Annotated in this window: 36 protein-coding genes; 28 read left to right on the top strand and 8 right to left on the bottom strand. The window is 40.3% G+C overall.

Annotated elements, in window-relative coordinates; genetic code table 11:
- Position 1: 1 nt before the first annotated feature.
- The 7 genes from ssb to Q4575_RS05470 form a co-directional block, all read right to left on the bottom strand.
- Entirely contained in the window at positions 2-589 is a 588-nt protein-coding gene (ssb, locus tag Q4575_RS05500) for a single-stranded DNA-binding protein (RefSeq protein ID WP_303521632.1), read from the bottom strand.
- Positions 589-969, bottom strand: a complete 381-nt coding sequence (locus tag Q4575_RS05495; protein WP_303521631.1) for a hypothetical protein — start codon at positions 967-969, stop codon at positions 589-591. Before Q4575_RS05495 ends, ssb begins: the two co-directional genes overlap by 1 nt.
- Positions 969-1,868, bottom strand: coding sequence for a recombination-associated protein RdgC (rdgC, locus tag Q4575_RS05490; protein WP_303521630.1), 900 nt, complete (start codon positions 1,866-1,868; stop codon positions 969-971). The genes Q4575_RS05495 and rdgC overlap by 1 nt, the downstream gene beginning before the upstream one ends.
- Entirely contained in the window at positions 1,868-2,194 is a 327-nt protein-coding gene (locus tag Q4575_RS05485; protein ID WP_303521628.1) for a hypothetical protein, read from the bottom strand. Before Q4575_RS05485 ends, rdgC begins: the two co-directional genes overlap by 1 nt.
- Positions 2,195-2,286: 92 nt before the next feature.
- Positions 2,287-2,685: a helix-turn-helix domain-containing protein gene (locus Q4575_RS05480; RefSeq protein ID WP_303521626.1), complete on the bottom strand. Its 399-nt coding sequence runs from the start codon at positions 2,683-2,685 to the stop codon at positions 2,287-2,289.
- 466 nt (positions 2,686-3,151) lie between these two features.
- Positions 3,152-4,282 (bottom strand): hypothetical protein, encoded by a 1,131-nt coding sequence (locus tag Q4575_RS05475; RefSeq protein WP_303521624.1) that lies wholly within the window; start codon positions 4,280-4,282, stop codon positions 3,152-3,154.
- A gap of 27 nt (positions 4,283-4,309) precedes the next feature.
- Complete coding sequence (locus Q4575_RS05470; RefSeq protein WP_303521622.1) at positions 4,310-5,023, bottom strand: S24 family peptidase; 714 nt, start codon at positions 5,021-5,023, stop codon at positions 4,310-4,312.
- Positions 5,024-5,122: 99 nt separating this feature from the next.
- Between Q4575_RS05470 and Q4575_RS05465 the strand changes: the two genes are divergently transcribed.
- The 9 genes from Q4575_RS05465 to Q4575_RS05425 all read left to right on the top strand — a co-directional run bounded on the left by Q4575_RS05465 (position 5,123) and on the right by Q4575_RS05425 (position 9,976).
- Positions 5,123-5,326 carry a YdaS family helix-turn-helix protein gene (locus tag Q4575_RS05465; RefSeq protein WP_303521621.1) on the top strand — a complete coding sequence of 68 codons (204 nt, stop codon included), beginning with the start codon at positions 5,123-5,125 and terminating at the stop codon, positions 5,324-5,326.
- A 96-nt stretch (positions 5,327-5,422) separates the two neighbouring features.
- Positions 5,423-5,755 (top strand): ASCH domain-containing protein, encoded by a 333-nt coding sequence (locus Q4575_RS05460; RefSeq protein WP_303521620.1) that lies wholly within the window; start codon positions 5,423-5,425, stop codon positions 5,753-5,755.
- Complete coding sequence (locus Q4575_RS05455) at positions 5,752-6,033, top strand: hypothetical protein (RefSeq protein ID WP_303521619.1); 282 nt, start codon at positions 5,752-5,754, stop codon at positions 6,031-6,033. Before Q4575_RS05460 ends, Q4575_RS05455 begins: the two co-directional genes overlap by 4 nt.
- A 627-nt stretch (positions 6,034-6,660) precedes the next feature.
- On the top strand, positions 6,661-7,473 hold the full coding sequence (locus Q4575_RS05450) for a helix-turn-helix domain-containing protein (protein WP_303521618.1): 813 nt from the start codon (positions 6,661-6,663) through the stop codon (positions 7,471-7,473).
- Between the two features lie 2 nt (positions 7,474-7,475).
- Positions 7,476-7,964, top strand: coding sequence for a hypothetical protein (locus Q4575_RS05445; protein WP_303521617.1), 489 nt, complete (start codon positions 7,476-7,478; stop codon positions 7,962-7,964).
- Positions 7,964-8,455 (top strand): hypothetical protein, encoded by a 492-nt coding sequence (locus tag Q4575_RS05440; RefSeq protein ID WP_303521616.1) that lies wholly within the window; start codon positions 7,964-7,966, stop codon positions 8,453-8,455. The genes Q4575_RS05445 and Q4575_RS05440 overlap by 1 nt, the downstream gene beginning before the upstream one ends.
- Positions 8,456-8,458: 3 nt before the next feature.
- Entirely contained in the window at positions 8,459-8,971 is a 513-nt protein-coding gene (locus Q4575_RS05435) for a nuclease domain-containing protein (RefSeq protein WP_303521615.1), read from the top strand.
- Entirely contained in the window at positions 8,971-9,459 is a 489-nt protein-coding gene (locus tag Q4575_RS05430) for a RusA family crossover junction endodeoxyribonuclease (RefSeq protein ID WP_303521614.1), read from the top strand. The genes Q4575_RS05435 and Q4575_RS05430 overlap by 1 nt, the downstream gene beginning before the upstream one ends.
- A 109-nt stretch (positions 9,460-9,568) precedes the next feature.
- On the top strand, positions 9,569-9,976 hold the full coding sequence (locus Q4575_RS05425) for a hypothetical protein (RefSeq protein ID WP_303521613.1): 408 nt from the start codon (positions 9,569-9,571) through the stop codon (positions 9,974-9,976).
- 43 nt (positions 9,977-10,019) lie between these two features.
- Here the strand turns inward: Q4575_RS05425 and Q4575_RS05420 are convergent, their stop codons facing one another.
- Positions 10,020-10,790 (bottom strand): hypothetical protein, encoded by a 771-nt coding sequence (locus Q4575_RS05420; RefSeq protein WP_303521612.1) that lies wholly within the window; start codon positions 10,788-10,790, stop codon positions 10,020-10,022.
- 542 nt (positions 10,791-11,332) lie between these two features.
- Between Q4575_RS05420 and Q4575_RS05415 the strand changes: the two genes are divergently transcribed.
- From Q4575_RS05415 to Q4575_RS05330, 19 genes are all read left to right on the top strand, one after another.
- Positions 11,333-11,746 (top strand): glycoside hydrolase family protein, encoded by a 414-nt coding sequence (locus tag Q4575_RS05415; RefSeq protein WP_303521611.1) that lies wholly within the window; start codon positions 11,333-11,335, stop codon positions 11,744-11,746.
- On the top strand, positions 11,746-11,991 hold the full coding sequence (locus tag Q4575_RS05410; protein WP_303521610.1) for a hypothetical protein: 246 nt from the start codon (positions 11,746-11,748) through the stop codon (positions 11,989-11,991). Before Q4575_RS05415 ends, Q4575_RS05410 begins: the two co-directional genes overlap by 1 nt.
- 59 nt (positions 11,992-12,050) lie before the next feature.
- Entirely contained in the window at positions 12,051-12,191 is a 141-nt protein-coding gene (locus tag Q4575_RS05405; RefSeq protein WP_303521609.1) for a hypothetical protein, read from the top strand.
- A 143-nt stretch (positions 12,192-12,334) separates the two neighbouring features.
- The gene (locus tag Q4575_RS05400) at positions 12,335-12,715 is read left to right on the top strand and encodes an HNH endonuclease (RefSeq protein WP_303521606.1); all 381 of its coding nucleotides are present in this window, start codon (positions 12,335-12,337) and stop codon (positions 12,713-12,715) included.
- Between the two features lie 75 nt (positions 12,716-12,790).
- Positions 12,791-13,261, top strand: coding sequence for a phage terminase small subunit P27 family (locus Q4575_RS05395; RefSeq protein WP_303521605.1), 471 nt, complete (start codon positions 12,791-12,793; stop codon positions 13,259-13,261).
- The gene (locus Q4575_RS05390; RefSeq protein ID WP_303521604.1) at positions 13,261-14,904 is read left to right on the top strand and encodes a terminase large subunit; all 1,644 of its coding nucleotides are present in this window, start codon (positions 13,261-13,263) and stop codon (positions 14,902-14,904) included. Before Q4575_RS05395 ends, Q4575_RS05390 begins: the two co-directional genes overlap by 1 nt.
- On the top strand, positions 14,904-16,115 hold the full coding sequence (locus Q4575_RS05385; protein ID WP_303521603.1) for a phage portal protein: 1,212 nt from the start codon (positions 14,904-14,906) through the stop codon (positions 16,113-16,115). The genes Q4575_RS05390 and Q4575_RS05385 overlap by 1 nt, the downstream gene beginning before the upstream one ends.
- Positions 16,099-16,758 carry an HK97 family phage prohead protease gene (locus Q4575_RS05380; RefSeq protein WP_303521602.1) on the top strand — a complete coding sequence of 220 codons (660 nt, stop codon included), beginning with the start codon at positions 16,099-16,101 and terminating at the stop codon, positions 16,756-16,758. Before Q4575_RS05385 ends, Q4575_RS05380 begins: the two co-directional genes overlap by 17 nt.
- A gap of 9 nt (positions 16,759-16,767) precedes the next feature.
- The gene (locus tag Q4575_RS05375; protein WP_303521601.1) at positions 16,768-17,961 is read left to right on the top strand and encodes a phage major capsid protein; all 1,194 of its coding nucleotides are present in this window, start codon (positions 16,768-16,770) and stop codon (positions 17,959-17,961) included.
- A 65-nt stretch (positions 17,962-18,026) separates the two neighbouring features.
- Positions 18,027-18,338, top strand: coding sequence for a hypothetical protein (locus Q4575_RS05370; RefSeq protein ID WP_303521600.1), 312 nt, complete (start codon positions 18,027-18,029; stop codon positions 18,336-18,338).
- 6 nt (positions 18,339-18,344) lie between these two features.
- Complete coding sequence (locus tag Q4575_RS05365; protein ID WP_303521599.1) at positions 18,345-18,662, top strand: head-tail connector protein; 318 nt, start codon at positions 18,345-18,347, stop codon at positions 18,660-18,662.
- Positions 18,662-18,976: a head-tail adaptor protein gene (locus Q4575_RS19805; RefSeq protein ID WP_368392780.1), complete on the top strand. Its 315-nt coding sequence runs from the start codon at positions 18,662-18,664 to the stop codon at positions 18,974-18,976. The genes Q4575_RS05365 and Q4575_RS19805 overlap by 1 nt, the downstream gene beginning before the upstream one ends.
- Positions 18,966-19,448 carry an HK97-gp10 family putative phage morphogenesis protein gene (locus Q4575_RS05360; protein ID WP_303521598.1) on the top strand — a complete coding sequence of 161 codons (483 nt, stop codon included), beginning with the start codon at positions 18,966-18,968 and terminating at the stop codon, positions 19,446-19,448. The genes Q4575_RS19805 and Q4575_RS05360 overlap by 11 nt, the downstream gene beginning before the upstream one ends.
- Positions 19,445-19,834, top strand: a complete 390-nt coding sequence (locus Q4575_RS05355) for a hypothetical protein (protein ID WP_303521597.1) — start codon at positions 19,445-19,447, stop codon at positions 19,832-19,834. Before Q4575_RS05360 ends, Q4575_RS05355 begins: the two co-directional genes overlap by 4 nt.
- A gap of 4 nt (positions 19,835-19,838) precedes the next feature.
- Positions 19,839-20,258, top strand: a complete 420-nt coding sequence (locus Q4575_RS05350; protein ID WP_303521595.1) for a hypothetical protein — start codon at positions 19,839-19,841, stop codon at positions 20,256-20,258.
- Between the two features lie 10 nt (positions 20,259-20,268).
- Entirely contained in the window at positions 20,269-20,616 is a 348-nt protein-coding gene (locus Q4575_RS05345; RefSeq protein WP_303521594.1) for a hypothetical protein, read from the top strand.
- Positions 20,617-20,808: 192 nt separating this feature from the next.
- On the top strand, positions 20,809-22,767 hold the full coding sequence (locus Q4575_RS05340) for a hypothetical protein (protein ID WP_303521593.1): 1,959 nt from the start codon (positions 20,809-20,811) through the stop codon (positions 22,765-22,767).
- A 55-nt stretch (positions 22,768-22,822) separates the two neighbouring features.
- Positions 22,823-23,401: a hypothetical protein gene (locus tag Q4575_RS05335; RefSeq protein ID WP_303521592.1), complete on the top strand. Its 579-nt coding sequence runs from the start codon at positions 22,823-22,825 to the stop codon at positions 23,399-23,401.
- Between the two features lie 14 nt (positions 23,402-23,415).
- A complete protein-coding gene (locus tag Q4575_RS05330) occupies positions 23,416-23,652 on the top strand; it encodes a hypothetical protein (protein ID WP_303521591.1) in 237 nt (78 codons plus the stop codon).
- Position 23,653 lies beyond the last annotated feature (1 nt).

Genomic DNA, 23,653 nt, shown 5'->3' with positions numbered 1-23,653 from the left:
ATCACACCACCCAATGGCTATGAGGTTTACGTAGAAGACGATCGAACGGGATATCGTCATCAAAATCAGGTAGGGGCTCTTTTGGCGCAGGTGATTGCGTGCCCTGGCTAAAGTGAGCCGGCATTTTACTCATTGGTTGTTGCTGTTGCGCCGGAGCTTGTTGTTGTGCCGGTTGTTGTGGTGCTTGCGCTGGTTGTTGGAAACTACCCGGTTGTCTACCACCTGCCTGCGAATTATCTGAACGACCACCTAACATTTGCATTTGGCCACCAAAATCAATAACTACTTCTGTAGTGTACTTATCGACACCCGTTGCTTGGTCCTGCCATTTACGAGTTTGAAGTTTGCCTTCAAAATAAACTTGTGAGCCTTTACGCAGATACTCACCGGCCACTTCTGCGAGTTTGCCGAATACAACAACGCGGTGCCATTCAGTTTTCTCCTGCATTTGACCGGTGTTTTTATCTTTCCAGCTTTCGTTTGTTGCTAAACTAATGTTTGCAACTGCGGTGCCGTTCGGCATAAATCGCACTTCTGGGTCTTGGCCTAGAGTACCGATTAAAATTACTTTGTTTACGCCTCTAGCCATTATGCTGCTTCCTTATTTTGTAAATATTCAGAGTAAGAAACCCATTTAAGCGAAACTTTATTTGTTTTTTTGGCACGCTTGATGGTTCCATCTTTGTTTAAAGCTGCTTGCTTGCATCTAATTTCTAAATCTCGATAAAGCCCGCTCTTTTCCATTTCTTTTTTAAGCTCTAAAACAAACTCTGGCGCGGACATTTCAGCGCTAACTTGTTTTAAACTCATATTTTGGAGAAGTCGGTTTGCTTCTTTTTCATAAAGCGCTTTTTGTTCATCTTCCGGCAGTTCGCGGTAAGACCGAGTGAATTTTGAGTTAGGGTTCGATAATTTTTTGTCTAGCTCCTTTTTGGCGAGCCGTAACGACATTCCAAAAACGGCAAACATTACGCTTCACTCCCATACTCAACTGCAAGATTGTTAAGTAGCTGGTTTAATTCACCGGCCATTAATGCAAAGTCAGCATCAAACTTGCCTACCGCATCATCTGTGTTGATATCGTCGTTTTGCTCTTTGATAACGTCGAGAAATTTAACTTGTTTAAAGTGTCCCTCGTCAGTTAAGTCGAATAAAACTTTGTTATCCCAACATAGAGATAAGCGTTCAACGTATTTGCCATTGGAGATATGAAGCTGAACTTCTTCCTCAGTTAAATCTAGGTTTTTAAGCTTGGCTTGGCTGGCTTCTTCATCAAGCGCTTTAAGGCTAATATTGTTAGCTAAAGTAAATGGCGCTGGTGTTGAGTTGTTTTTAACCCAATCAGTTAACGTAGCTAATAAATCTATTTCAGGTTTAAATGGTAAAACTGGAAGTGAGCCCAACGATTGACGTAAGAACGCTAGTAATGTTTCAGCTTTATTTGCTGAACTAGCATTAACAACAATTCGTTGGCCCTTGTAATCGATATAAGCAAACAACAAACTTTCTTTGGTAAATGCTTTCGGTAGTAACTGTTGAATAATTTCTTCTTTCAAAGTCATGCGTTCACTTCTGCCAATTTTTTGGCCACGATCGTCTTGAAGTAGAGAAACTTTCTCGTTTAACTCTTTGTTAACAACTGAGCTTGGTAATATTTTTTCTTCTGTTTTTAAGCAGATTAAAGCGTTACCACCAACAACATGAACAAGTGAAGTTGTACCAGGTATTGCAGAAGCCCAACCTTGTTTTGATGAATCCATAGAGCCACAAGGAACAAACGGACGCTGCTCTAAATCAGCTTGTATTTGCTCAACAGTAACGTTAAACGGTTTGGTGAATTGGTATGAAATTGCGTTTGTAAACCACATTATGCTGTTGCTCCTATTAACTTACCAAATTGAATGCCTGGTGAATAAACGACAGGGAGGAGTGAACTTCCTTGTTCTGTCTGAGAGTCGTTTAAAAGCTTGTGAATTTTTACTTTGCTCATGATCCGCTTGTAGGCATCATCAAAGTCGTTATTGGTGTTGTTGTCATAATTAAGATCAACAACTAAAATAGGTTCTTCATCTTTAAGGAAGACACTCACCACTGGACCAATAGCGGTAATGTTAAGTTTGTAAGCCGGTTGTACCTGGGCTTTAAGTTCGAATAGATCTTGGATTACTTGATCTTTGTGATTTTGTACTCTCATGTGATACTCTCCTGAGTGCTTTTTACCCTAACTGGAGTCTGCAAACGTAGGTTAGGGTGGTTAAGTAGGGCCACCAGCTGGTGGCCTTTTAATTAAACTATTCCGAATCCATCAAGATCTTTGCGACCTGACCTCGTAGTACGACTAGTTCGGGCGGTTCTATTGCTACGATAACTGCGTTCAACATCTTCATTGCATGCCGAAGTAACGCATAATAGAGCGGCTAGCATGTATCTGAGCACACCTTGTTGGATTGCGTTATTGACGGTTTCACGCATATTTTGAGTGCTAAATTTATAGCTCAGTTCGCTACATGCCCGTTTAACGGTAGAAAGGCCAACACCTAATTCCTTGGCGATCCGCTTTTGTGGTAAACCCTTGGCTACTAACAACAGAGTTCGCGCTTGTTGAGTAGGAAGGCGAGAAAACGGCTTCGCATCAACATGGATATTGTCTAACTGGTAGCCTCTATCTGTTCTGATTGTTTCCATAACTTAAACCTCATTTATAAACTTATGGTTTATAGTAAACCATTGGTTTATTGTTTTAGCAAGTTGGTTTAGTTACAAAAGTAAACTTTTGGTTTCTTGTTGTTGTTTTTAATAGGAATTTATTTTTAGAATTGTTGGTTTTTGATAGGGTGAAATGAATGGGGAGGAATTTCAGACCTAAACCATTATTCTGGTGATGGTCAAATAATACGATGGTTACCCTAAGTAATAATTAGGGTAGCGGTAGGAGTTGGTGATCTGCAGGCACAAAAAAGCCCCAGTTAAGGGGCTTTATCAACTAAAAAATTTTATGGACCAACAACTTCACTTTGAAAAGAAAGGTTTAATTTAAGCATAATCTGGCTCCTTAGTTAGATAAGTGTATCTTGATTTTTAACTATACTTTAGTAAATATGTTTCCTCAAGTTTTTTAGTATAACACTTTATAAGTTTAGCTTACATATTTTTATTGTGTATTTTCTTCAAATTTTGTTTTGGAAAATGTTAATGTGACTTTTTCTCCTGGTTCAACCTCGCCAGTTCCAAAGTTATGTACATCGCCAGCCTTTAAGTTTGTTAACTTTTCTTTATGCTTTTCTAGGTCAATGTTAAATCTTGATTTAACTTTATCCATAAAGCTTTTAGACACGGGAGAGTTTACTTTCAAATAAAGGTCGGTGCCGGTTTCATTCTTTATTTCGTAGTTTTGTGCTAACGTATATCTTACATTACTGGTATTTAGTGGCTTAGAAAGATCTTGCCACATCATTGTATGAATTAGATATGTGGCCGTGTCATATGGCGAGAGATCTAGTTTTAGAGTTCTACTAAATGTTTGAGTATCTTCGCCAGGTTTTAAAGTTATTGGGTGGTTAATAACGTCACACTTGTTATCCCTTTTGGAGGTGTGCTTGATTACTTTCATTTTAAGTACTTTAACAAGGTATTCTTCGTCAAAGTCTATATTGTCTGGTGTTATTGTATATCTTAACTCATCAGAGAACTGGTGGTTGTGATGGATGTTTTTAATATCACAATCCGTTTGCATCGAAAGATGAATGTAATTCCCACAATTAGAAATTTTATCAATGGTAATGACCCGTTGAGCAGATGGGCTTATACAAGCAAGGAACGATATTTTCTTTTGGAGGTACTGTCCCATATCAGAGTGCATGTCTATTTCTGGAAATAAATTTTGGATCTTCCGTTTATACTCTTCTTCTTTCGGATCTTTTAAACCCTTTAATCCAAGGACGGAGCTAATTAATAATAGAAATATGGCACTATCTAAAGTTGAAGATGCTACGGACAACCAGAAAGAAACCAGTTTCTCATCTGTTCTTTCCGGAAACCAGAGATCAAAAGTGGAATTTCCCACATACCAAGTATTCGACTTTATCATTACAAAAATCAGCCAAAACAAATACACTAAAACAGCGAGAATTAATAATTTAGTACTATGATTTTTAAGCCAATTCACAAAAACCTGAAACCCATTCTTAATTTCTTTTGCAAAAAGTATAAAGCAGAAAACAGACGGTATAAGAAAAATAATTAAATACACAATAATCGTCACGGCTAATCTGGCTTCTTCCATGGATACATCCTAGTCTAAATAAAGAAATTACATCAATACCGAGTACCAGAATACTCGACCAATAATATTTATCTCAGCCGCATCTTCTTTCGATAGCGTTTCATCTGGGTACTCGTCGATATTGAAACTCCTAATTCTTAAACCACCACCTGGTTTCCGAGTCAATGTTTTGACATACAACTCACCGTCCCACGATATAGCGTACATATCGCCATCTTTTACTTCAGTTTTGGATGTATCGATTCCAACGGTAGCGCCATCAGGAATAACCGGTTCCATGGAATTGCCACGAACGGTAACGCAAGCCGCGTTCGCTATTTCTACGCCTTGCCTTTTGAGTGTGTTTCTAGAAAATCTTAATTTGGGACCGTCATTTTGCAATTGAACAACTGAGCCATTCCCGGCTGATAATTCTACTTCCGTGTAAAAAGGCACTTCGACATCATCCTCGCTTAGTGGTGTTTTACTATCCCACGGGTCAAAAGTCCCCGCGTATTCTGCATTCGATTCCAATGCGGCGCTTACGTTTGGAGCTATATCTTTGCCTGTTAATAACCATGTAAGGGAAACACCTAGATGTTCTGAACAAAGCTCCAGTGATTTTCGGCTTATAGAGTTGGTTTTAAACCACTTACCCACCCCTTGAGGTGAAATGCCCACAGCTCGAGCAATTTCAGCTTTAGAAACCCCTTTGGTTTCCATTGATGACCACAGTCTGTCCGTAATTGAATTTTCTTTCATATCAGCACCATAAACCTAAGGTTTAGAATTTACTACATAAACTGGTTTACAATAAATAAACTAATGGTTTATATTGGTTTCCAATTTTTGGAGGATGTAATGACACCCGAATTTAAAACTTGTGTAGATGCAGCTGGTGGAACACAAAAACAGCTAGCAGAAGCTCTTGGTATTACAGAGCAAGCAATCGGTAAATGGAAAAATAAGAAAATCCCTGCTTCTCGTATTGTTGAGCTCGAGAACCTTTTGGGTGTTCCTCGTCAAGAATTGCGTCCAGATCTCTACGGTGAGCATGTCCCTTAGTTCCTTACTTGTTTTTCTTCTTTGCAATTATGAAGAAAACAAATTTTTTAAATACGCAGTTGAGTATGTGTGGATTTATACAGGGGTATTGAACTAGTGAACGAAAATATGAAAATGTCAGCTATTAATTTCGACAAGCGTTACGAAGGGCAAATCGTAGCTGGCCAGAAGACGACGACCGTTCGTTTAGGTCAGAAACCCTTCAAAATTGGTATTGCTGCGTTTCTGTTTGATAAGCGAGCTTCTAAATTGCTGGTGGAGATAACAGAAGTTCGTCAGTTGCGTTTTGGTTCATTAAGTAATGACGATGCTCGGGATGATGGTTTTAATTCGTTAGAGAGCCTTAGAGTCGCTTTATCTGAAATATATGGACGTCAAATTCATTGTGCTGATGTGATCACTCAAGTTCGGTTCGAGGTGACAGAATGAGACGTAGAATCGTTATTACAGGGTTACTGATACTCGTTCTGGTTGCGATCGATGAAAGCATTGCTGATCTCGCAATTAGCATTACAAACTCATACCAGGAACAACCGTTCATATTATCAGATACAGCGCTTTGCGCTAAAACACTATCTGATGATATCCCGCTTTGTGGAACAGACCCACCAACACGGGCCAGTAACGTTAATTTTGACACGAACCCGCAGTGTTTTGGGCACTGTTTGGGTTTCCGCAATACAAATTTTAGAAATTTCATTTATTAAAAATTAATTTTGTATTAGCCGAAGTCGCAAAAAAATTAAGACTAAGTTCGCGGCCCCGCCAGCGCAGAGTGGGGAACAGTTTATTCGCATGGTGATTGGCATAGGCAGTTAATAAGTCCTGTGTTGTTTACAAGAGGGTTTAGCAGCGCACTAGGCTTTATCAGTCACCAGCCGAATGAATTGAACTATCCGGAAACTCCGGACAGTTGGGCAAGGTTAAGGAACGTATGAAGTATTTTAATTTGGAAACATTTGTTGATGCTTGGTGTAGCCGAGATGTGTGGAGACTTATTTGGTTTCCGATGCTAACTGCGTTCGTTTTTCTCATTAGTTATTTTTTTAGTCATAGCAGTGAGCACACTCAAATAGACGGTAACACAAACAGGGGTAACGATTTGTTACTCCCTGCGGCTGGGGAACAAGCTTGTTATCAACATAAGAAAATAGAAAGTGAGATAAAGATATGAATGAAGGTTATTTAGATTAAGAGTTTAAGCGCGGCGTAGGAATAACCCCAAGCCGCAAACAATAAAAAACCCGTATCAAAGAGCGGCAACTCTAACGGGTTCAATATCGTAGGTGAAATAATGAAACACAATCAATTAATTGTCAATACTGGGGAAAGCAATGAGTAGAAAAGCAAACGATTGGGCATGGGGTTTAAACATTAAGCCAGCAAGCTTAAAGCTACTGCTATTGGCTTTGGCAGACAGAGCTGATGAAATACATAACTGCTTCCCCAGTATACAGCGCTTAGTAAAGGACACGAGCTTAAACGCTAAGACGGTTCAGAGTGGTTTAGCTGAGTTGTCTAAGCGTGGTTTGATCAATGACACGAGCGAACGTAAAGGGCCGACACGTCGGGTTAAAGTATGGCGTTTAAATATCCAGTCTAATGATCCCAAAAACGGTAATAATACCAAAATTGGGAATGTTACCGAAAACGGTACTATTTCAAGCAAGGCTAATGATCCCGAAATTGGTAATGTTCCCAAAAACGGGAAGATTACCGAAAACGGTATTTTGAATGATCCCAATTTCGGTACTTTGAATGATCCCGAAAACGGTATTTTGAATGATCCCGAAAACGGGATCCAGAACCAGTCATTAGAACCAACCATAGAACCACCCATAGAACCTAAAGCAAAACCGAACAAGTTCGTTTTGCCGAATTGGGTCGATAAAAACCTTTGGAAAGATTTCTTAGAGCATCGAAAGAAATTACGTAAACCGATGACGAACCGAGCTCAAGAACTCATCATTTCCGATTTGGAGAAACTCACCGAGAAGGGCTACTGCGCAACCAAGTTGGTTGAGTACTCGATTAAGCTAGGTTGGCAAGGAATATTCGAACCACAGAACCAAGACCGCCAATCGTGTCTAGTATCGGATTTTCAGCCAGTTGCTGAAACTCACTTTGATCCAAACATGGAGTTTTAATCATGAGCCAATTAACTTCGACACAGCAAAAAATTAAGTTTCTTGAAGAACACATGTACCGCCAGTTCTGTTTGAAATGGGCTAGCTTCACAACGAATATCGATCGTTTTGGCAAAGACGTCATCCTTGGAGATTACGCAGCAGCATTCGCGGGACGTGGGTACGTTGCCTCGCAAATCAAACATGCCATCGAACAAGCGTTAAAGGGAAAATACTGTCCAGACCCAAAATCATTGCAGCAAATGGTTGAATCATTGGCCCGTGTAGAGCGAGAGATAGAAAACCCAAAGGTAAATAACCGGCAATACACTCAACAAGAACGAGCGCGCCACCGAGCAACGATGAAGATTTTACTGCAGAAAACTCCGGATATCATCGATGTTATCCGCGAAACAGGGCCCGATCTGAGGAAAAACCCCCAAAACGCTCGTAACTTGGTGACCAGTTACATCGACACGCTAACCGAAACAATCGCAGAAGGACAAATCTAGTGGAAAAGTTACAGCCACACGAAATATTATTACTATCACTCGTTGAAGAAAAAGCGCCTGTCGATATTGACGAGATCAATATCGAATATTCTGATAACCCTGCAAACACGATGCATGATATCGGTTATTTGATTAATCATGGCTTCATCAAAAAAGTTAAAAAACACTATTCGCTAACCGGCAAAGGTGAAACATTTTTGAAAAACTGGAAAAGTGAAGTCGTTCCTGTCAAAGGCACTGACCCAAATTTCACAGGTTTAGTCGAGACGGTCGTAGAACCTACGAGTGGGTTTAACTCAGCTATTAAAACGGCGCTATCTGACTTGGAAATGCAACTGGCCATGGAGCCGGTCGACATTCAGCCAGTCGATTGGTTTGACATGAAATGTAATGTCATTGACCGTTTATCTGATCTACTCGACCCGTCTATCAGTTCAGTTTTAATTGATATCAAGACGGACTTAATGCGTCTTCAAGAAAAGGCAGCGTAATCGATGGCTGAGAATCTAATTGCCGGTACCGTAAGTGAAATCGATAAATTAGCTGGTGGACCGTTATCATTAACAGTCGTTGTTGATGAAGATTATGTTCAAGTCGCTAGAACACTACTATCTGGTAATCGTGTACCTGTCGTCGTTGCTCGTTTGATGAATCAACCAGACGAGAAATGGGTGGCGCAGGAACAGAAGCCGGGCGGTAAATTGCGGGTTGTTAGTAAAAAATTACGCGAGAGCGCTCGGGGCCGTGAGTGCCAGATTAGAATACCTGGTGTTTGTAATTATGACACCGATACAACGGTATTGGCTCATGTGGGTAAAAACTCAGGCATGGGTATGAAAGCGCATGACATCGAATCAGCGCATGGTTGTAGCGATTGCCATGGAGTTTTGGACGGGCAGATACAAAGTCGATTCAGCAACCAAGAATTAAGATTGTTTGGTTATGAAGCTGCGGAACGTACCCGCGCAATATTTCTTGAGCTCGATTTACTCAGAGTGAAAAAATAATGATTACATTGAATCTCCCTTACCCGCCAACTGTAAATCATTATTACGGCAACGCCGTTGGTGGGCGTAAATTTATTAAGGCACCTGGTCGTAAATATCGCAATGATGTTCGAATTGAAGTACTCAGTAAGCGGTTAGATAAAAAAATCGAAGGGCCCATTAAAGTATCAATATTAGCGTTCGTGCCAGATAACCGAAAGCGCGATCTAGACAATATTAACAAGTCACTACTGGATGCAATGCAACATGCTGGTGTGTATGTCGACGACACTCAGATCGTCGACATACGTTCTGTTAAGAAACCGGTTATTAAAAATGGTCGTGTCGTCGTTAATATTGAACCATACGCGAAAACGGACACTGACGAACTGGAAAGGAAATTGGGGGAGGTTATTAACGTAGACGATTGGGAACGACTCTATGTGTTTACACCAGAAGCAGAGTTCACCCAGAAATTAATAGAATTATCGATAGCGTACAAAATTTAAGTTTAATCAACAGGAGCTGCGGCCATGAAGACAAAACAAATTTGGACTTATAGAAACGGTAAATGTATTGGTGTTCGCAGTGGTGTTGTTGTTAAAGGGAAATCGAATAATGCAGATTGATACGTCGCAGCCAATTGAAGAACTATTGTTCGCCTGGGGCCGTTGGGCTGTCAGTTGTAATGCAAAGTCCGAAGCCGGTTGTTATTCAATTCAACCTTTTGTTGTAAAGAAGGGCGGAACATTACCCCCAATCGATGACGAGACTTTATTTGCAGTAGATAAAGCAATTGCTACGTTATTTCATAAAGATAAGCAGTTGCTGCAAATATATGAAGACCGTTTTCAATATGGACGTTCTCTGCGTGACCTGACCAAGCTATACAATAAGCGCGCAAACATATGTGTTGAGCTAAAGTTACCGAATAATAGACATTGGTCCCCTAACTACATTAAACAATTAGTCGATATATCTGCTGCTAAATTAGAGGGATATTTGGTGGCGCAAAGGATTTATTAAATAACTAAAAAGCACCAATTAAGGTGCTTTTCATACGCGAGTATTATGTTAGCTCTGCTACTCTATCCATTGCTTCAGTAAATTTCTTTTCAGTATCATTCGTCCACTTAAATCGGGATAGCCCAGGAACTGGAGCAGAAGCTATCGCCTGTCCGGTTTTCAGTGCTTTTTTCATATCGCTGTAAAGTGGATGGTCTTGAACTTTTAAACCAACGTCGGTTGGTGTATTTGCTTGTTTTGTCATGACTCTTCCTCTCTTTATTAATCCGTTAACTATTTTTCCATAATCATACGTTGCTGGCTCCAAATTATTCTGTGTAGTATCAAAGTTTAAAAACTTAACTTCGGAACCAGTGTAATAATCTTCTTTTGAAGCCTCTTTAACCGCACTTATTGCGCACCCCGTGTTCAGCAGGTGACTCGCAGCATGAATTCCACCAGACCCTGCCGCGAAGGCTTTAATGACATTAGTTTGAAGGCAAAAGAGTGCATTCTTTTGCCCTGCATCAAAAATCACATCATTATTGACTAAATCTACTATTGCTAAATTAACTGCATTTTCACCTAATGCATTATCAGTTATCGGTCTGGTTGTAGGGTTTCGATCGTTCATCCACCACTCCTTCCATTTTGCTATTAATGTACCATCGCCAGCAGTTAGCAAAGCTGCCTTACCAACAATACATATCTTGTCGAAAGTTGTATCATCACAATACAAAATGAGCTCATTTCCATCATTTAAGGGAAATATTGCTGACCACCTTGTGTCCGCAGTAATAATACCGTTCTCTAAGTCACATACTGTTGTAGTCACATACATCCTTATAATTGTGCTAGTTAATTGCCGCGCGATAGTAATCTAAATATAGCTGAAATCAAGCCGTTTATAAGTATATTTTCAATATAATTTAAAATTAAATGTATAAACGCTATATATTTTTTATATAGTTTTTTACAAACAAATCAATGGCGTATGTCTTACGTGTTGTAGGATATTGACCTTTTTTATACAGTAGTTTTTCCTATAACGCTTGTGTTATATGGAGTTTTTATACAGTTAATATAATTAACACTTGCATGCTGTACGGACATACAGTAGTATTTTTCATGTAGGGTGTCGATTTTTGCGATTAAAGGTCGCTCACCTTGGTTCCTCTTCCCTATGTAGTTGTTTTAGCCCAGTCATTGCACTGGGCTTTTTTATTGGGAATATGTGATTGAAACGTATCCCGCATATGGCCGTTGGGCAGGGATTAGTTCAGATTGGCAACCTGTTAATTCATAAGTCAGCCTCATTCTACTATCGTGCTAAAACCCCGACTATATGTTGGGGTTTTTTATTTCCGGTGCTTAACAATGATAATGAACTTAACAGAACAACTTAAAGAACATGAAGGGTTTCGCGGCGTTCCTTATCTTTGCACGTCGGGTAAAACTACAATCGGTTACGGCCGAAATCTAGATGCTAATCCAATCACTGAATCAGAAGCAGAGCTGCTATTGGTGAACGACATTAAAAACATTCAATCAGCGGTTAAGCGAGCAATTAAGTTAGATGGGCATAATGGCCCACGCCAAGCTGTGATAATCAACATGGCATTTAATATTGGTATTACTGGACTATTACGATTTAAAAAGATGCTAAGCGCATTTGATAAGCATCTTTACAGTGTTGCAGCACATGAGATGTTGAATAGTAAATGGGCTAGACAGGTTGGGGCTCGTGCTGAGCAATTGGCGTTACAAATGCAGTCAGGTGAGTGGTCGTAATGGATTTTGAATTTCTCAAAACATTATTTTCTTTTGTCAGTGTAGTACTGCTGCCGCTCATCTATTTTCTATTTCAACGCTCAGAAAAAGCATTTAACAAATCATTAGCAGTCGAACAGGAGCTGAACGCTCATCAGTTCATGGTTGCGCGTGAGTATGTCACGAAAGAAGATCTCAAAGACCACCTCATTCGCATTGAGAAAACTCTGGATGAGCTGAAAGTAATGCTCACTAATCAACGATGAGTTTCTTGTTATCACTAATAACACGTCATATCACAATCAAAGTAAGTGAGTATTTAATCATGGAATCTATCAAAGCATTCATTAAAACCAAAAAAGGCAAGGCCCTTCTTGTTGCAGTTATTGCAGGTGCAGCTGGTGTGACGTTACCGCCTGAGGCTATCGACGCAATCGTTCTATTGTTTGGATTGGCTGGCGTCTAGCATGGCTAAAGCTACTATCACAATCAAATTCAGATGGTGGCTCAAGCCTTACTTACGCACATTACAGTTTGTTGCGTATGCGACGGGACAAGTCCCCGACATAGATAAAGTGACAGCCGCAATTGTGAAAGCGATGTATACAGATGCCGTCAAGACCAGGTAAGGCATGTCGAAAACACAATTGTTCAGCGGTAGTACGCGAACGAAAGTGGCAGGGCTTTTGTGAATTACACAAAGATGAGTCTGGTTGGTTTAATAACGAGAAATTAAAAGGTAATAGGCATCAACGTGGTTATGGTCGCAGATGGGAAATTGATCGTCGCGATGCGTTGAGAAGAGACAAAGGTTTGTGTGTTGTCTGCAGAAATAACGGGCGAACCACAGCGGCAACTCAGGTCGACCACATCGTTCCTAAAGAACATGGTGGAACAGATGATCAAAGTAACTTGCAAAGCATCTGTGATTGCTGCCACTTGCGCAAAACTGCTACTGAATCCCATGGGAGGGGCGGTCAAAATCTCTAGAGCCTTTTGCTAAAGTACCGCCGCCTAAGTTTAATTTACACGTCCGCAACTTCGAAACTTTTTTTTGGAAACATTATGGCAACCCCAAAACCTACGCCGACAGCGTTGAAACTGGTGAAGGGGAACCCTGGCAAACGCCCGATCAATATCAAAGAGCCGAAGCCGAAACGAGGGGTTCCAAAATGCCCTTCACATATTGATGCAAAAGCAAAAACAGCATGGAAGAAATTATGTCAACGTCTTGATGATATGGGCGTTCTAACATTAGCTGACGAATACGCTTTAGAAATACTTGTTTCAATTTATGCACGTATTCGCGACTTGCAAAAAGTGATTAAGGGCTACGGCAAAACGACATACATTACGTTGAGTACTCAAGGCGATGAAGTTGTTAAAGCGTATCCTGAAGTGTCGCAATTAGAAAAGGCAGAAAGTCTGTTCAGGAGTTACTTAACCGAATTTGGTTTAACGCCTAGCGCTCGCGCCAAACTTCAAACTGAAGATAAAGACGAAGGTGACGATCCACTAGATAAATACGGTGTCTAATGGCGACGTTAGAGTCGGCCTGTCAATACGCAGATGACGTATTAGCAGGGGAAGTTGTTGCATGTAAATGGGTTCGTGCTGCTTGCCAACGGTTTATTGATGATCTTGGCAAAGATGATTGGATATTCGATGTTGATAAAGCAAATCGAATTCTTGAATTTTTTCCTGATTTTATTCGTCACGTTAAGGGCCGATTAGCCGGCGAACCTTACGAATTATCAGATTGGGAAGCGTTTATTCTCATTAACCTATTCGGTTGGGTTGATAAGAATGGACGCAGAAGATTTAGAACAGCTTACATAGAAGTTGCTCGGAAAAACTCAAAATCTACGTTTTGTTCTGGCATAGCGTTGTTTATGACAGCGTTTGATCTGGAAGGTGGTGCCGAAGTATATAGCGCTGGAACCACTCGCGACCAAGCAAGAATTGTCTTTGGTGACGCGCAGAACATGATCAAGAAGTCCGCACCGTTAAAACGAGTGTTCGGAGTTCACAAACTTAATATTCATCATGAAAAATCAGCATCTAAGTTCGAGCCGCTATCTAGTGACGCTCAAACATTAGATGGTTTGAACGTACATTGTGCCATTCTCGATGAAGTACACGCTCACAAAAACCGTGAAGTATGGGACGTTGTTGAAACAGCAACCGGTGCCCGTGAACAACCTCTCATTTTAGCAATTACAACTGCTGGCTTTAATAAGCAAGGCGTTGGTTATGAACAACGCGAATATGTAACGAAGATCTTAGATAAGGTTGTCGATGATGACACCTACTTTGGGATCATATTTACGATAGATGAAGACGACGATCCATTTGATGAGCGTTGTTGGATTAAAGCAAATCCCAACTTGGGGCGTTCTAAAAAACTTGATGACCTTCAACGGTTAGCCAAGAAAGCGCAGGAAATGCCTGCGGCTCGGAACAACTTTCTAACTAAACATCTTAATGTTTGGGTAAACGCTGAAACTGCATGGCTGGACATGGCCAAATGGGATGCGTTGCAATTCAGAGAAGATCTAGATCACCTTAAAACATTGCCGTGTTTTATCGGATTGGACCTTGCAAACAAACTTGATGTCGCAGCTGTTGTTGCAGCATTCCCTGATGAAGAGTTTGTTCACGTGTTTTGCAAGTTTTACTTACCTGAAAATACGATTTATACGAAGTCACGCACCATTGGGAACTTATATCAGACGTGGTCTGATCAAGGATATCTAACTCTTACTGAGGGCGACATCATTGATCACGATTACATCGAGTATGACATTCGCCAAATGCTGGATGATTTTCAAGTTAAAGCAGTTGGGTTTGATCCATGGGGTTCCACTCAGCTTTCAATAAAATTGGAAGAGGAAGGGGCGCCGATGGTCGAAATTCCTCAGACAGTCAAAAATTTATCGGAAGCTATGAAAGAAGTTGAAGCTCGTGTAATAGCGGGAACACTTCGAAAAGACAAGAACCCGATGATGGACTGGATGGCCTCAAACATTGTCGTGAAACTCGACAGAAACGAAAACTATTTTCCAAACAAAGAGCATCCCGACAACAAAATTGACGGAATGGTCGCTTTGTTTATGGCAGTTAATCGCTGGCTTACTCAGCAAGATGACATTCACCAACCAATGATTAGAAGACTTTAATGGGTTTATTCTCAAAATTTTTTAAAAAAGATGCTGAAATCATCGATACACCTGAAAAGTTAGCGAATGTTTTGGGTGCTTGGTATGACACAAGTTCAGGTATTGAAATAACACCAGGTAATGCGCTTCAAATTGCAACGGTTTATCAGTGCATAAAAGTTCTGGCCGAATCAGTAGGAATGTTGCCAATTTCTCTGATGCGAGAAGTAAACGATACAAAAGTAAAAGCCACGGATCACGCACTTTTTGAAATACTTTATACGGCACCAAATGACTACATGACCGCCCAAGAGTTCAAAGAACTCATCGTTGCGCATCTTTGCCTTCGGGGAAATCATTATTCATATATAAACCGTGTTGGTGGTCGAATTGCTGAGTTATTGCCATTAGCACCAGGTGCTGTTACTCCAAAATTGTTAGGGGGTGCCGAAGTCGAATATAAGGTCAATTTTGCAAATGGAACTGTTCAAACGCTTGGCCCAAATGAAATTTTCCACGTCAAGCTAATGACTATAGACGGCGTTACTGGTTTAAGCCCAATCGCCCAAGGTCGACATACAATTGGGCTTGCAAAAGCGACTGAAATCCATGGTTCCGCCTTGTTCAAAAATGGAGCACAGCCAAGTGGTGGGTTCAAAACTGAAAAAACGTTAAGCGATGATCAGTACAACAGGTTAAAAAGCAGTCTTACTGAAAAAGAAGGTACTGAAAATTCATTCAAACCGTTGATCTTAGAAGGGGGGTTGGATTGGGTGAGTGTTGCAGTTACACCGCAAGACGCTCAGTACCTAGAAACCCGAAAATTTCAACGCAGTGACATTTGCGGATTGTTTCGAGTACCGCCCCACAAAATCGGTGATTTAGAAAAGGCCACTTTCTCTAATATTGAGCATCAAGGTCTTGAGTTTGTAACAGATTCATTAATGCCGTTGCTAACACGAATTGAAAACCGTGTTCGACTCCAACTTCTAACAAAAGACGAACGTAAAACGCTATTCGCCAAGTTTAACGCCAATGCATTATTACGCGGCGACATGAAAGCTCGAGCTGATTTTTACACCAAAATGTTACAGAACGGTGCTATGTCACCGAACGAAATACGTGCCAAAGAAGACATGAATCCACGCGAAGGTGGTGACATATTCCTAACGCCATTAAATATGGCAATTAATGGTAAACCGCAGGAAGAAGACAATGAAAACGAAAAGTAGACTCGATATTCCATTCAAAATTAAATCTGTGTCTGAAACAGGCGAATTTGAAGGGTATGGTTCCATTTTCGGTAATAAAGATTCATACAGCGATATCGTTGTAAAAGGCGCGTTTGAAAAGTCACTGAAATCTCATTCTGAAAAAGAAACACTTCCAGCCATGCTTTGGCAGCACAAAATGGATGAGCCAATTGGCATTTATACTGAGATGAAAGAAGACGAGACTGGTCTTTTTGTTAAGGGGCGCTTGCTCATAGAAGATGATCCACTTGCTAAACGTGCTCACGCCCACTTAAAAGCCGGTTCAATAACTGGTTTATCAATTGGCTATGTTCTCGAAGATTATGAATATGACAAAGAGAAAGGCGGTTGGTTACTAAAAGAAATCGACTTATGGGAAATATCACTTGTTACTTTCCCTGCAAATGAAGAAGCAAGAATTTCAGATGTAAAATCGGCGCTAATGAGCGACGAACTGCCTCAACCAAGCCTAGTTGAGAAGTGCCTGCGCGACGTAGGTTTTTCACGCAAACAATCTAAAGCTTTTATGGCGGACGGTTATAAGGCTCTGCGCGACGCAGAAGAAAACGAAGACGAGGTTCGGGATTCTCTCGAGTCTTTAAAATCAATATTTAAAAAATAGGTTATTACCATGGCTTTAGAAAAGAAAGATATCGACCTGGTCGCACAGGAGCTGAAAGGCACGTTCGACGAGTTCACGAAAAAAAATGATCAGCGCTTAAACGCTATCGAATCAGAAAAAGGTGCATTGGCCGGTTCAGTTGAAACGCTTAACGAAAAGCTAAGCGAATTCGACAATATTAAATCGAATCTTGAAGATTTAATGAAAAAGCAAAACCGCCCTGGTTCTACTTCTCAAGATCAAGAAGAGTATAAATCAGCATTCGGTAAGTTCGTCCGAAAAGGCGACTCAACTGAGTTAGAAACCAAAGATGTTAATGTTGGCACTGACTCTGACGGTGGTTTTGCAGTACCGGAAGAGCTGGATCGAAATATTCTACAATTGGAACGTGATATGTCTCCAATGCGCCAATTATGCTCATCAATAATGGTTGGTTCAGACGAATACAAGCGTCTAGTTAACCTTGGTGGTGCAGCTTCTGGTTGGGTTGGTGAAGACGATGCGCGTCCAAAAACCGATGCGCCAACATTAGCATCAATCGCAGCGTTTATGGGTGAAATTTACGCTAACCCAGCAGCTACTCAGAAATCTCTTGATGACATCTATTTCAATGTTGAAACATGGTTACAAGAAGAAATAGCTCGTGAATTTGCAGAAAAAGAAGGTTTAGCGTTCTTGACTGGTGATGGTTCGGGCAAGCCAAAAGGTTTAATGGCGTACACAATGACTGCAGAAGCCGATAGTGCTCGCGCTTTTGGAAGTTTCCAATATGTAGAGTCTGCAACAGCCAGCACGTTTGATGGTGACGACTTAATCAAGTTAGTTTACTCATTGAAGCAAGCATACCGCCGCACTTCATCATGGATGACGAATAGCCAAACGGTTTTGGCCGCACGAATGCTGAAAGACGATCAAGAAAATTATTTATGGCAACCGGGCTTGCAAGCTGATCAACCGTCATTATTACTTGGTCGTCCGATCGCTGAAAATGAAGATATGCCTGCTGTTGCAGATAATGCAAACGCGTTAGCATTCGGTGATTTCCGCCGTGGCTATACTATCGTTGACCGCATCGGCACTCGTATGTTGCGTGACCCGTATACCAACAAACCAAACGTCCAGTTCTACACAACTCGTCGTACTGGTGGTATGGCAACGGATACGCAAGCCATTAAATTCTTAAAAGTAAAAGCTGCAGAATAAGCATTTATTTTAAGGTTTTATTAACAAGCCCAGCCTAGTGCTGGGCTTTTTATTAGGTGAGTAAAATGGGTAAGTTAACGAAAGATATTACGTATTCAGTGAATGGTTTTACCGTTGAAACTTTTAAAGCCGGTGAATATGACGAATTGCCGCAAGGCGTGATCAATTCAGCTAAAGCGAAAGAAGCGCTGGAAGGTGAAATTAAGGCAATTAAAGTTGATGTTCAAAGCAAAGATGAAAGTCCGGAGTTAATTGAACAAATTAAAGTATTGGCAGGCGCTAACGCAGATTTAGAAGCTGCACTGAAAGCATCTCAAGATGAAAACAGCAAGCTTGTAAAAAAAGTGGCTGCGTTAGAAAAGAAAGTTAAGGGTTAGTATCAAATGATCACACTTGAAGCGGCAAAACAGCATTTGTTGATGGAAGACGATGATAGTGACGAATCTAGAATATTGACCTTGATCCCAGTTGCTCAATCGGCAGTTCAAAACTACATAAATCGAAAAATTTATGCAGATAGTGAAGTGTTGGCCGCAGCTGATGACGAAACTGGAATAGTAGCGTCAGAAGACATAATTCATGCAATTAAGTTGTTTCTGACGCACTTTTACGAATATCCTTCTATATCTAGTGAAATGACGGTTAAATCTGTTCCAAACCTGCAGTATTTACTAGATTCTTATCGGTTGATAAACGTCTAATGATCGATCAGCTTAAAGAAAAATTGGAGCTACTACAGTACAAAACCTACGAAAGTTCCTTGGGTGATTCGTTAGATTTATTACCAGTTGGTAATACTCGAGCAAAAGTGAAAATTATTCAGTCTGAACATGAAGAGTCCGGTGGAACTGAGTTAAAAAACGTCGTTATAGAAATAACCTGCAGATTTAACACTAAACTGCGGCAAATTAGCCATGTCAGATGGTGTAGTCAAATTTACAACTTGGGGCCTGTACCTTCACCAGGATTTCGAAAAAGGTATGTGACCTTTAGAGCAAAACTCCATGAAGTTTGATTTTGATGTCGAAGGCCTCAAAAACCTTGAAACAGCCTTGGAAAATTTGAATTTAGCAGTACAAAACCGAGTTCTACGTAAGGCTGTTCGTGAAGCTAGTAAACCTATAAAACGGGATGTTGAAGCTAGAATTTCTAATCAAGGTTTGATAGATACAGGCGCATTGGTCAATGACGTAAAGGTACGTGTCACCACCGACAAAAAAAACAAGCAGGTGTTTGATGTTGGAGCTAAGGTCGGATTTGGCAAGGCTAGCGCGTATAAAGCTTATTGGCTTGAGTTTGGTGTTGAGCCACACATATTAAACCCGAATGCTAGGCGGGCAGATGGAAGTAGAGTTGATTTTGTCCTAATGCACCCGGGATTCGAACCTAAGCCAATACTTCAGCCCAGCCTTGAAGAAAACAATGATGAAGTGGTGTCAATTGCGAAATCGGTATTGGCTGCATCTATTCAAAGGGCGATCAAATGATTCAAGAAGCGTTAGTTACAGCTGTTAAAGAGCTAATTGATTTCAAAACAAAATTCCCCGGTGGAATGCATGTTTCTGTATTACCGAGTATCTCTACAACACCTGGTATTAGTTATAGGCTGATCTCTGACCGCAAGTTTTCAACAGCGTTAAATACAACAAAGGACCGCATTGCGAACGTTCAATTGAATGTAATTTCATCGAGTTACTTAACCGCCTTGAAGCTTAGTAGTGAACTTGAAAACCACTTGGAGCAAGTGTCAGGTGAGAGAGACGGTATTAAAATCGCATTGATTGAGCTAGATAGTTCAGTTGATGACATCAATTCAACGCCTAGCGTTGTAAGAATTATTAACAAATTTACGATCTATTATTCAAAGGGGTAATTTTATGGAAATGCCAGACGGTACAATTTTTAAAATTAGTGATGGTGGAGAAACACCAACATTTATAGAAGTAAAAGGCTTTGACGATGTCGATGGCGAAGTTGGTTCGAAAGGCCAATTAGTTAAAGCTGGGACACTATCTGACACTGAAGAAAAATACGGAGCTAGCTCTTTTAAAGATGGTGGCGAACGTAATTTTAAGTTTAGAGCCGAAGCTGATGATGCAGGCCAGATTGAACTAAAATCAGTATGTGAATCTCAGGAGGAGCGAGATTGTCAAATCATACTTCCAAATGGCAAGCAGTGGGATATTACAGTTCAATTTGCGGGATGGACTTATGGCCAGCCAAGCAAAAACACGCCAATGCAGATCATTGCCTTGGGTGGTGTGAACAAAGATAACGGTATAAACACAACAACATAAGTGAATGACGATGAATTTACGCGATAAAATATTATCCCAACCGACTCCAACAATGGATAAGGTTCATGTCAAAGCGTGGAACGTTGACGTTTTCATTAAGCCATTGACCATTAAAGAACATGAAGAGTGGGAAAGCTTGGCTTTTAGTAAGAATGGCAAACGATCGGAAAACGTTTCCTTAAAAGCTTCACTTGTCATTGCGTGCGCACATGACGAATCAGGCACTAAAATTTTCACGAATGATGATATCGGGTCATTAAGTGAATTATATGCAGAGCCGATCAATAAGTTATTTGCAAAATGCTCTGAGTTAAACGGCTTAACAGATAACGATGTGAAGGAACTTGAGGGAAACTAAAGGAAGATAGGCAAAGGCAAAGTTTTATTGCTTTTGCTCTATCGATAAACAGACTCCCTTCGGAACTAGAAAATACACTAAGTTATAAAGAATTTATTGAAATCTGTTTGTTTAAAAATTTGATGGTTTCTGGGGATCAGCCTCGTCAGCCAACGAATAACGAAGCAGAACTTTATTTGGACGAATTATTCAATGGCAACGCTCGCAAGTCTTAATGTCTTTTTAGGTTTGAACAGTGCAACTTTCCGTCGTGGGTTAGAGGCGTCTCAAAAAGACTTTAAAACATTTACTAAAAACGCAACTCAAGGCGCAAAGGTAGTTGCTTCTACGGTGGCGAAAGTTGGGGCCGCAGCCACAGCTACCGCAACCGTTATCGCATATGCATCTAATCGCACAATAAACTCGTTGGTTGAAATGCGTAGAGAAGCGAGCAATGTAGGTGTTGCTGTAGAAAAGTGGCAAGAATACGCTTATGCGGCTAAAAACGCCGGGTTAGAGTCAGATAATTTAAAAGATGTAATAAAAGATCTTAATGCCAAAATCACCGATGCCGCATTAACTGGTGGCGGTGCAATGATTGATTTCTTTCAAAGAACTAATCAGAGTGCGGCTGAATGGGCCCAGCTAGATCCAGCGTCTCAGTTTGAACAATTTGTTACTGAAATAAATAAGCTTCCTGAATCTGAAGCGCGTTTCTTTTTGGATGAAGTTAATGATTCCGCTGCTGAGATGTTTGATACGCTGGTGACTTCCAAAGGTGAATTTTTTAACAATGCAAAAGAGGCAAGGCAATTAGGCTTAGTGCTCAGCAGTGAGGTTCTTGATAGTGTGAAAAGCTCGCAAGAACAAATAACAAAACTTTCCAGCCAATTAGGTGCGATGTGGGATAGCACTGTTGCTGCTGCAGCTCCGGCGATTACGGAAATAACCAAAGGGATCAAGGATTGGATTAACGAAACGGCCACCGCGCGAGGAGGTTTTTTTAACCTAGGTAAGACTATTGCTGTTTCGACAGTTGAAGGCGTTGTTGTATCAATTCAAGCGGTTGAGTCGTTGGCTCAGTTTACCGAAGGCGTTGTTTTGCGCCTTCAAAAATTAAGCAAGACAGGTATTTTTTCTGGGCTTTCGGATTCCAACCGTGAAAAGTTAATTAAAGCGCGAGAACTCTGGATTGATATCAATGACGCTTATGAAAAGCAGTCTAATCATGTTAATGGATTAAACAAAGGTACCTCTCAGTATTTTGAAGAGCTTTCAAAATTAGGGAATCTAGGTAGCCAACTGTCAGCATTAGAGGGGTATTTCGATTCTGTTGGGTACAGTGGTGTTACTAGTTTCGCGGGAATCATAAATTCATTAAAAGAAGCGCAAGAAAAAATAAAACAATTCAAAGATGATTTTGAAACAGCCAATAAAGCAGTGAAAGAAAGTAGCTCAGTGACCACAAAGGCCGTCGCAGATGATTGGAAGTTTCTAACAGATCATATTAAAGAGCAGACTATCAATTGGGAAAATGTAACTACCAATGCCTATGACAACATACAAGGTCAATTGAGTAACAATATTTCAACGGCGATTGTCGAACATCAAAGTCTGAGTGAAGCTATGAAAGCAAGTTTCAAAAGTGCGACCACATCTATAATTGCCGATATTATCAAAATGGGAATTCAACGTGTCACAACGCATCTGTTTGCAACGACCGCAGAAGAGACAATTAACACAGGCGCTAAAGCTAAGCGAATTGCTGAGTCTGTTGCGGAAAGTGCTGTTATTACATCTACCATGACCCCAGCTGCCAGTGTAACATCATTGGCAACAGGTGGCACAAACGCTATTGGCGCGACAATAGCGGTGTCCGCTTTTATGGCTTTTATTTTGTCTAAAATAGCTGGTGCTCGAGAAAAAGGTGGGTATACACGGGGTGGCCTGCCATATTTAGTTGGTGAACGGGGTCCTGAATTATTTGTGCCTGGTGCTTCTGGGCAGATAACCAATAATGATAATTTAAAGAAAGTTATAGGCTCAGAATCTAGTAACGACGCGGTTACAGTTACGAATAATTATTATGGTATCGGTGATAGTATGGAAAATGTAACTAAGTTTAGCCGTAAAAATGCTAATAAGATTAAGCACAATTTACGTCCAGTTTGATTGCCGGCATAGTATTGTTGTTATATATTTATCCTTTCACTAAAAAGGAAGATTTATGAAATTAGTAATTATTTTTATTGCGTTGGTGTTATCTGGATGTGGCGCGACGAGTTCTAACACTGTGCCTGCTAAGATGGCAGTTATACCTGTCGAAGAATTGAAGTGTGTCGAATGTAGGCCTCTACAATCCAAATATCATGCTGAACTAGTAAATATTGCATCCAATACCCCTTATTCAATGGGGGTTAAATCTCTTGGTTTTAGAGAGAGAAAAGGGCTGGAATATATATCTATTGATCTGATTGGTTCTCGTTATAATACAATTCAAACAACAACAATATCTAGGTTATCAAACGAGGTTTTTTCCAAATATAGCGACATGACAAAAAGGTTATTAAATACTCCATTCAAAGATGATATTGATGGTGTGTTTTTAGCTATTTTGGTCACCTCAAATAATTTTGTTTCTGACCCTTACCCTAGAGATTTAAACAACGAAATAATTGAGATTTATTCTAGTAAAGAATCACTAACGAAATTCCACGATGGTGACATTACGTTACAGGATGCTCTTGATCAATCTCAAATATTTGTTAACGGACAACGAATGAATTTCGAATTGAAAATGATTTAGTCAAGGAAGTACGTATGGATCCACAGCAAGATGGCCCAATAATTTTAGGTATCTTAATAGCCATCATTGTATTCTTTTTGGCTCGAGAATTTTTTTGTTGGTATTTTAAAATAAATAAAATGGTTACAGAGCTGGAAGAAACAAACCGACTATTAAGAAAGCTGGTTAATGTCCAAGTAAAAAATCATCCTGATTATTTACCTGAAGATATAGAAAATGTAGACGAAATTGAAGAACCTCCAACGTCTTAAC

The sequence above is a fragment of the Psychrosphaera sp. 1_MG-2023 genome (assembly GCF_030548245.1).
GTDB classification, from domain to species: Bacteria; Pseudomonadota; Gammaproteobacteria; order Enterobacterales; family Alteromonadaceae; genus Psychrosphaera; species Psychrosphaera algicola.
The sequence above is the reverse complement of the archived record's forward strand: the minus strand, read 5'-3'. Positions and strand labels throughout refer to the sequence as shown.

What these genes read in the sequence shown, in the direction of transcription:
- ssb (WP_303521632.1), bottom strand. Translation starts at nt 589, where the DNA reads ATGGCTAGAGGCGTAAACAAAGTAATTTTAATCGGTACTCTAGGCCAA.
- Q4575_RS05495 (WP_303521631.1), bottom strand. Translation starts at nt 969, where the DNA reads ATGTTTGCCGTTTTTGGAATGTCGTTACGGCTCGCCAAAAAGGAGCTA.
- rdgC (WP_303521630.1), bottom strand. Translation starts at nt 1,868, where the DNA reads ATGTGGTTTACAAACGCAATTTCATACCAATTCACCAAACCGTTTAAC.
- Q4575_RS05485 (WP_303521628.1), bottom strand. Translation starts at nt 2,194, where the DNA reads ATGAGAGTACAAAATCACAAAGATCAAGTAATCCAAGATCTATTCGAA.
- Q4575_RS05480 (WP_303521626.1), bottom strand. Translation starts at nt 2,685, where the DNA reads ATGGAAACAATCAGAACAGATAGAGGCTACCAGTTAGACAATATCCAT.
- Q4575_RS05475 (WP_303521624.1), bottom strand. Translation starts at nt 4,282, where the DNA reads ATGGAAGAAGCCAGATTAGCCGTGACGATTATTGTGTATTTAATTATT.
- Q4575_RS05470 (WP_303521622.1), bottom strand. Translation starts at nt 5,023, where the DNA reads ATGAAAGAAAATTCAATTACGGACAGACTGTGGTCATCAATGGAAACC.
- Q4575_RS05465 (WP_303521621.1), top strand. Translation starts at nt 5,123, where the DNA reads ATGACACCCGAATTTAAAACTTGTGTAGATGCAGCTGGTGGAACACAA.
- Q4575_RS05455 (WP_303521619.1), top strand. Translation starts at nt 5,752, where the DNA reads ATGAGACGTAGAATCGTTATTACAGGGTTACTGATACTCGTTCTGGTT.
- Q4575_RS05450 (WP_303521618.1), top strand. Translation starts at nt 6,661, where the DNA reads ATGAGTAGAAAAGCAAACGATTGGGCATGGGGTTTAAACATTAAGCCA.
- Q4575_RS05445 (WP_303521617.1), top strand. Translation starts at nt 7,476, where the DNA reads ATGAGCCAATTAACTTCGACACAGCAAAAAATTAAGTTTCTTGAAGAA.
- Q4575_RS05435 (WP_303521615.1), top strand. Translation starts at nt 8,459, where the DNA reads ATGGCTGAGAATCTAATTGCCGGTACCGTAAGTGAAATCGATAAATTA.
- Q4575_RS05430 (WP_303521614.1), top strand. Translation starts at nt 8,971, where the DNA reads ATGATTACATTGAATCTCCCTTACCCGCCAACTGTAAATCATTATTAC.
- Q4575_RS05425 (WP_303521613.1), top strand. Translation starts at nt 9,569, where the DNA reads ATGCAGATTGATACGTCGCAGCCAATTGAAGAACTATTGTTCGCCTGG.
- Q4575_RS05415 (WP_303521611.1), top strand. Translation starts at nt 11,333, where the DNA reads ATGATAATGAACTTAACAGAACAACTTAAAGAACATGAAGGGTTTCGC.
- Q4575_RS05410 (WP_303521610.1), top strand. Translation starts at nt 11,746, where the DNA reads ATGGATTTTGAATTTCTCAAAACATTATTTTCTTTTGTCAGTGTAGTA.
- Q4575_RS05405 (WP_303521609.1), top strand. Translation starts at nt 12,051, where the DNA reads ATGGAATCTATCAAAGCATTCATTAAAACCAAAAAAGGCAAGGCCCTT.
- Q4575_RS05400 (WP_303521606.1), top strand. Translation starts at nt 12,335, where the DNA reads ATGCCGTCAAGACCAGGTAAGGCATGTCGAAAACACAATTGTTCAGCG.
- Q4575_RS05395 (WP_303521605.1), top strand. Translation starts at nt 12,791, where the DNA reads ATGGCAACCCCAAAACCTACGCCGACAGCGTTGAAACTGGTGAAGGGG.
- Q4575_RS05390 (WP_303521604.1), top strand. Translation starts at nt 13,261, where the DNA reads ATGGCGACGTTAGAGTCGGCCTGTCAATACGCAGATGACGTATTAGCA.
- Q4575_RS05385 (WP_303521603.1), top strand. Translation starts at nt 14,904, where the DNA reads ATGGGTTTATTCTCAAAATTTTTTAAAAAAGATGCTGAAATCATCGAT.
- Q4575_RS05380 (WP_303521602.1), top strand. Translation starts at nt 16,099, where the DNA reads ATGAAAACGAAAAGTAGACTCGATATTCCATTCAAAATTAAATCTGTG.
- Q4575_RS05375 (WP_303521601.1), top strand. Translation starts at nt 16,768, where the DNA reads ATGGCTTTAGAAAAGAAAGATATCGACCTGGTCGCACAGGAGCTGAAA.
- Q4575_RS05370 (WP_303521600.1), top strand. Translation starts at nt 18,027, where the DNA reads ATGGGTAAGTTAACGAAAGATATTACGTATTCAGTGAATGGTTTTACC.
- Q4575_RS05365 (WP_303521599.1), top strand. Translation starts at nt 18,345, where the DNA reads ATGATCACACTTGAAGCGGCAAAACAGCATTTGTTGATGGAAGACGAT.
- Q4575_RS19805 (WP_368392780.1), top strand. Translation starts at nt 18,662, where the DNA reads ATGATCGATCAGCTTAAAGAAAAATTGGAGCTACTACAGTACAAAACC.
- Q4575_RS05360 (WP_303521598.1), top strand. Translation starts at nt 18,966, where the DNA reads ATGAAGTTTGATTTTGATGTCGAAGGCCTCAAAAACCTTGAAACAGCC.
- Q4575_RS05355 (WP_303521597.1), top strand. Translation starts at nt 19,445, where the DNA reads ATGATTCAAGAAGCGTTAGTTACAGCTGTTAAAGAGCTAATTGATTTC.
- Q4575_RS05350 (WP_303521595.1), top strand. Translation starts at nt 19,839, where the DNA reads ATGGAAATGCCAGACGGTACAATTTTTAAAATTAGTGATGGTGGAGAA.
- Q4575_RS05345 (WP_303521594.1), top strand. Translation starts at nt 20,269, where the DNA reads ATGAATTTACGCGATAAAATATTATCCCAACCGACTCCAACAATGGAT.
- Q4575_RS05340 (WP_303521593.1), top strand. Translation starts at nt 20,809, where the DNA reads ATGGCAACGCTCGCAAGTCTTAATGTCTTTTTAGGTTTGAACAGTGCA.
- Q4575_RS05335 (WP_303521592.1), top strand. Translation starts at nt 22,823, where the DNA reads ATGAAATTAGTAATTATTTTTATTGCGTTGGTGTTATCTGGATGTGGC.
- Q4575_RS05330 (WP_303521591.1), top strand. Translation starts at nt 23,416, where the DNA reads ATGGATCCACAGCAAGATGGCCCAATAATTTTAGGTATCTTAATAGCC.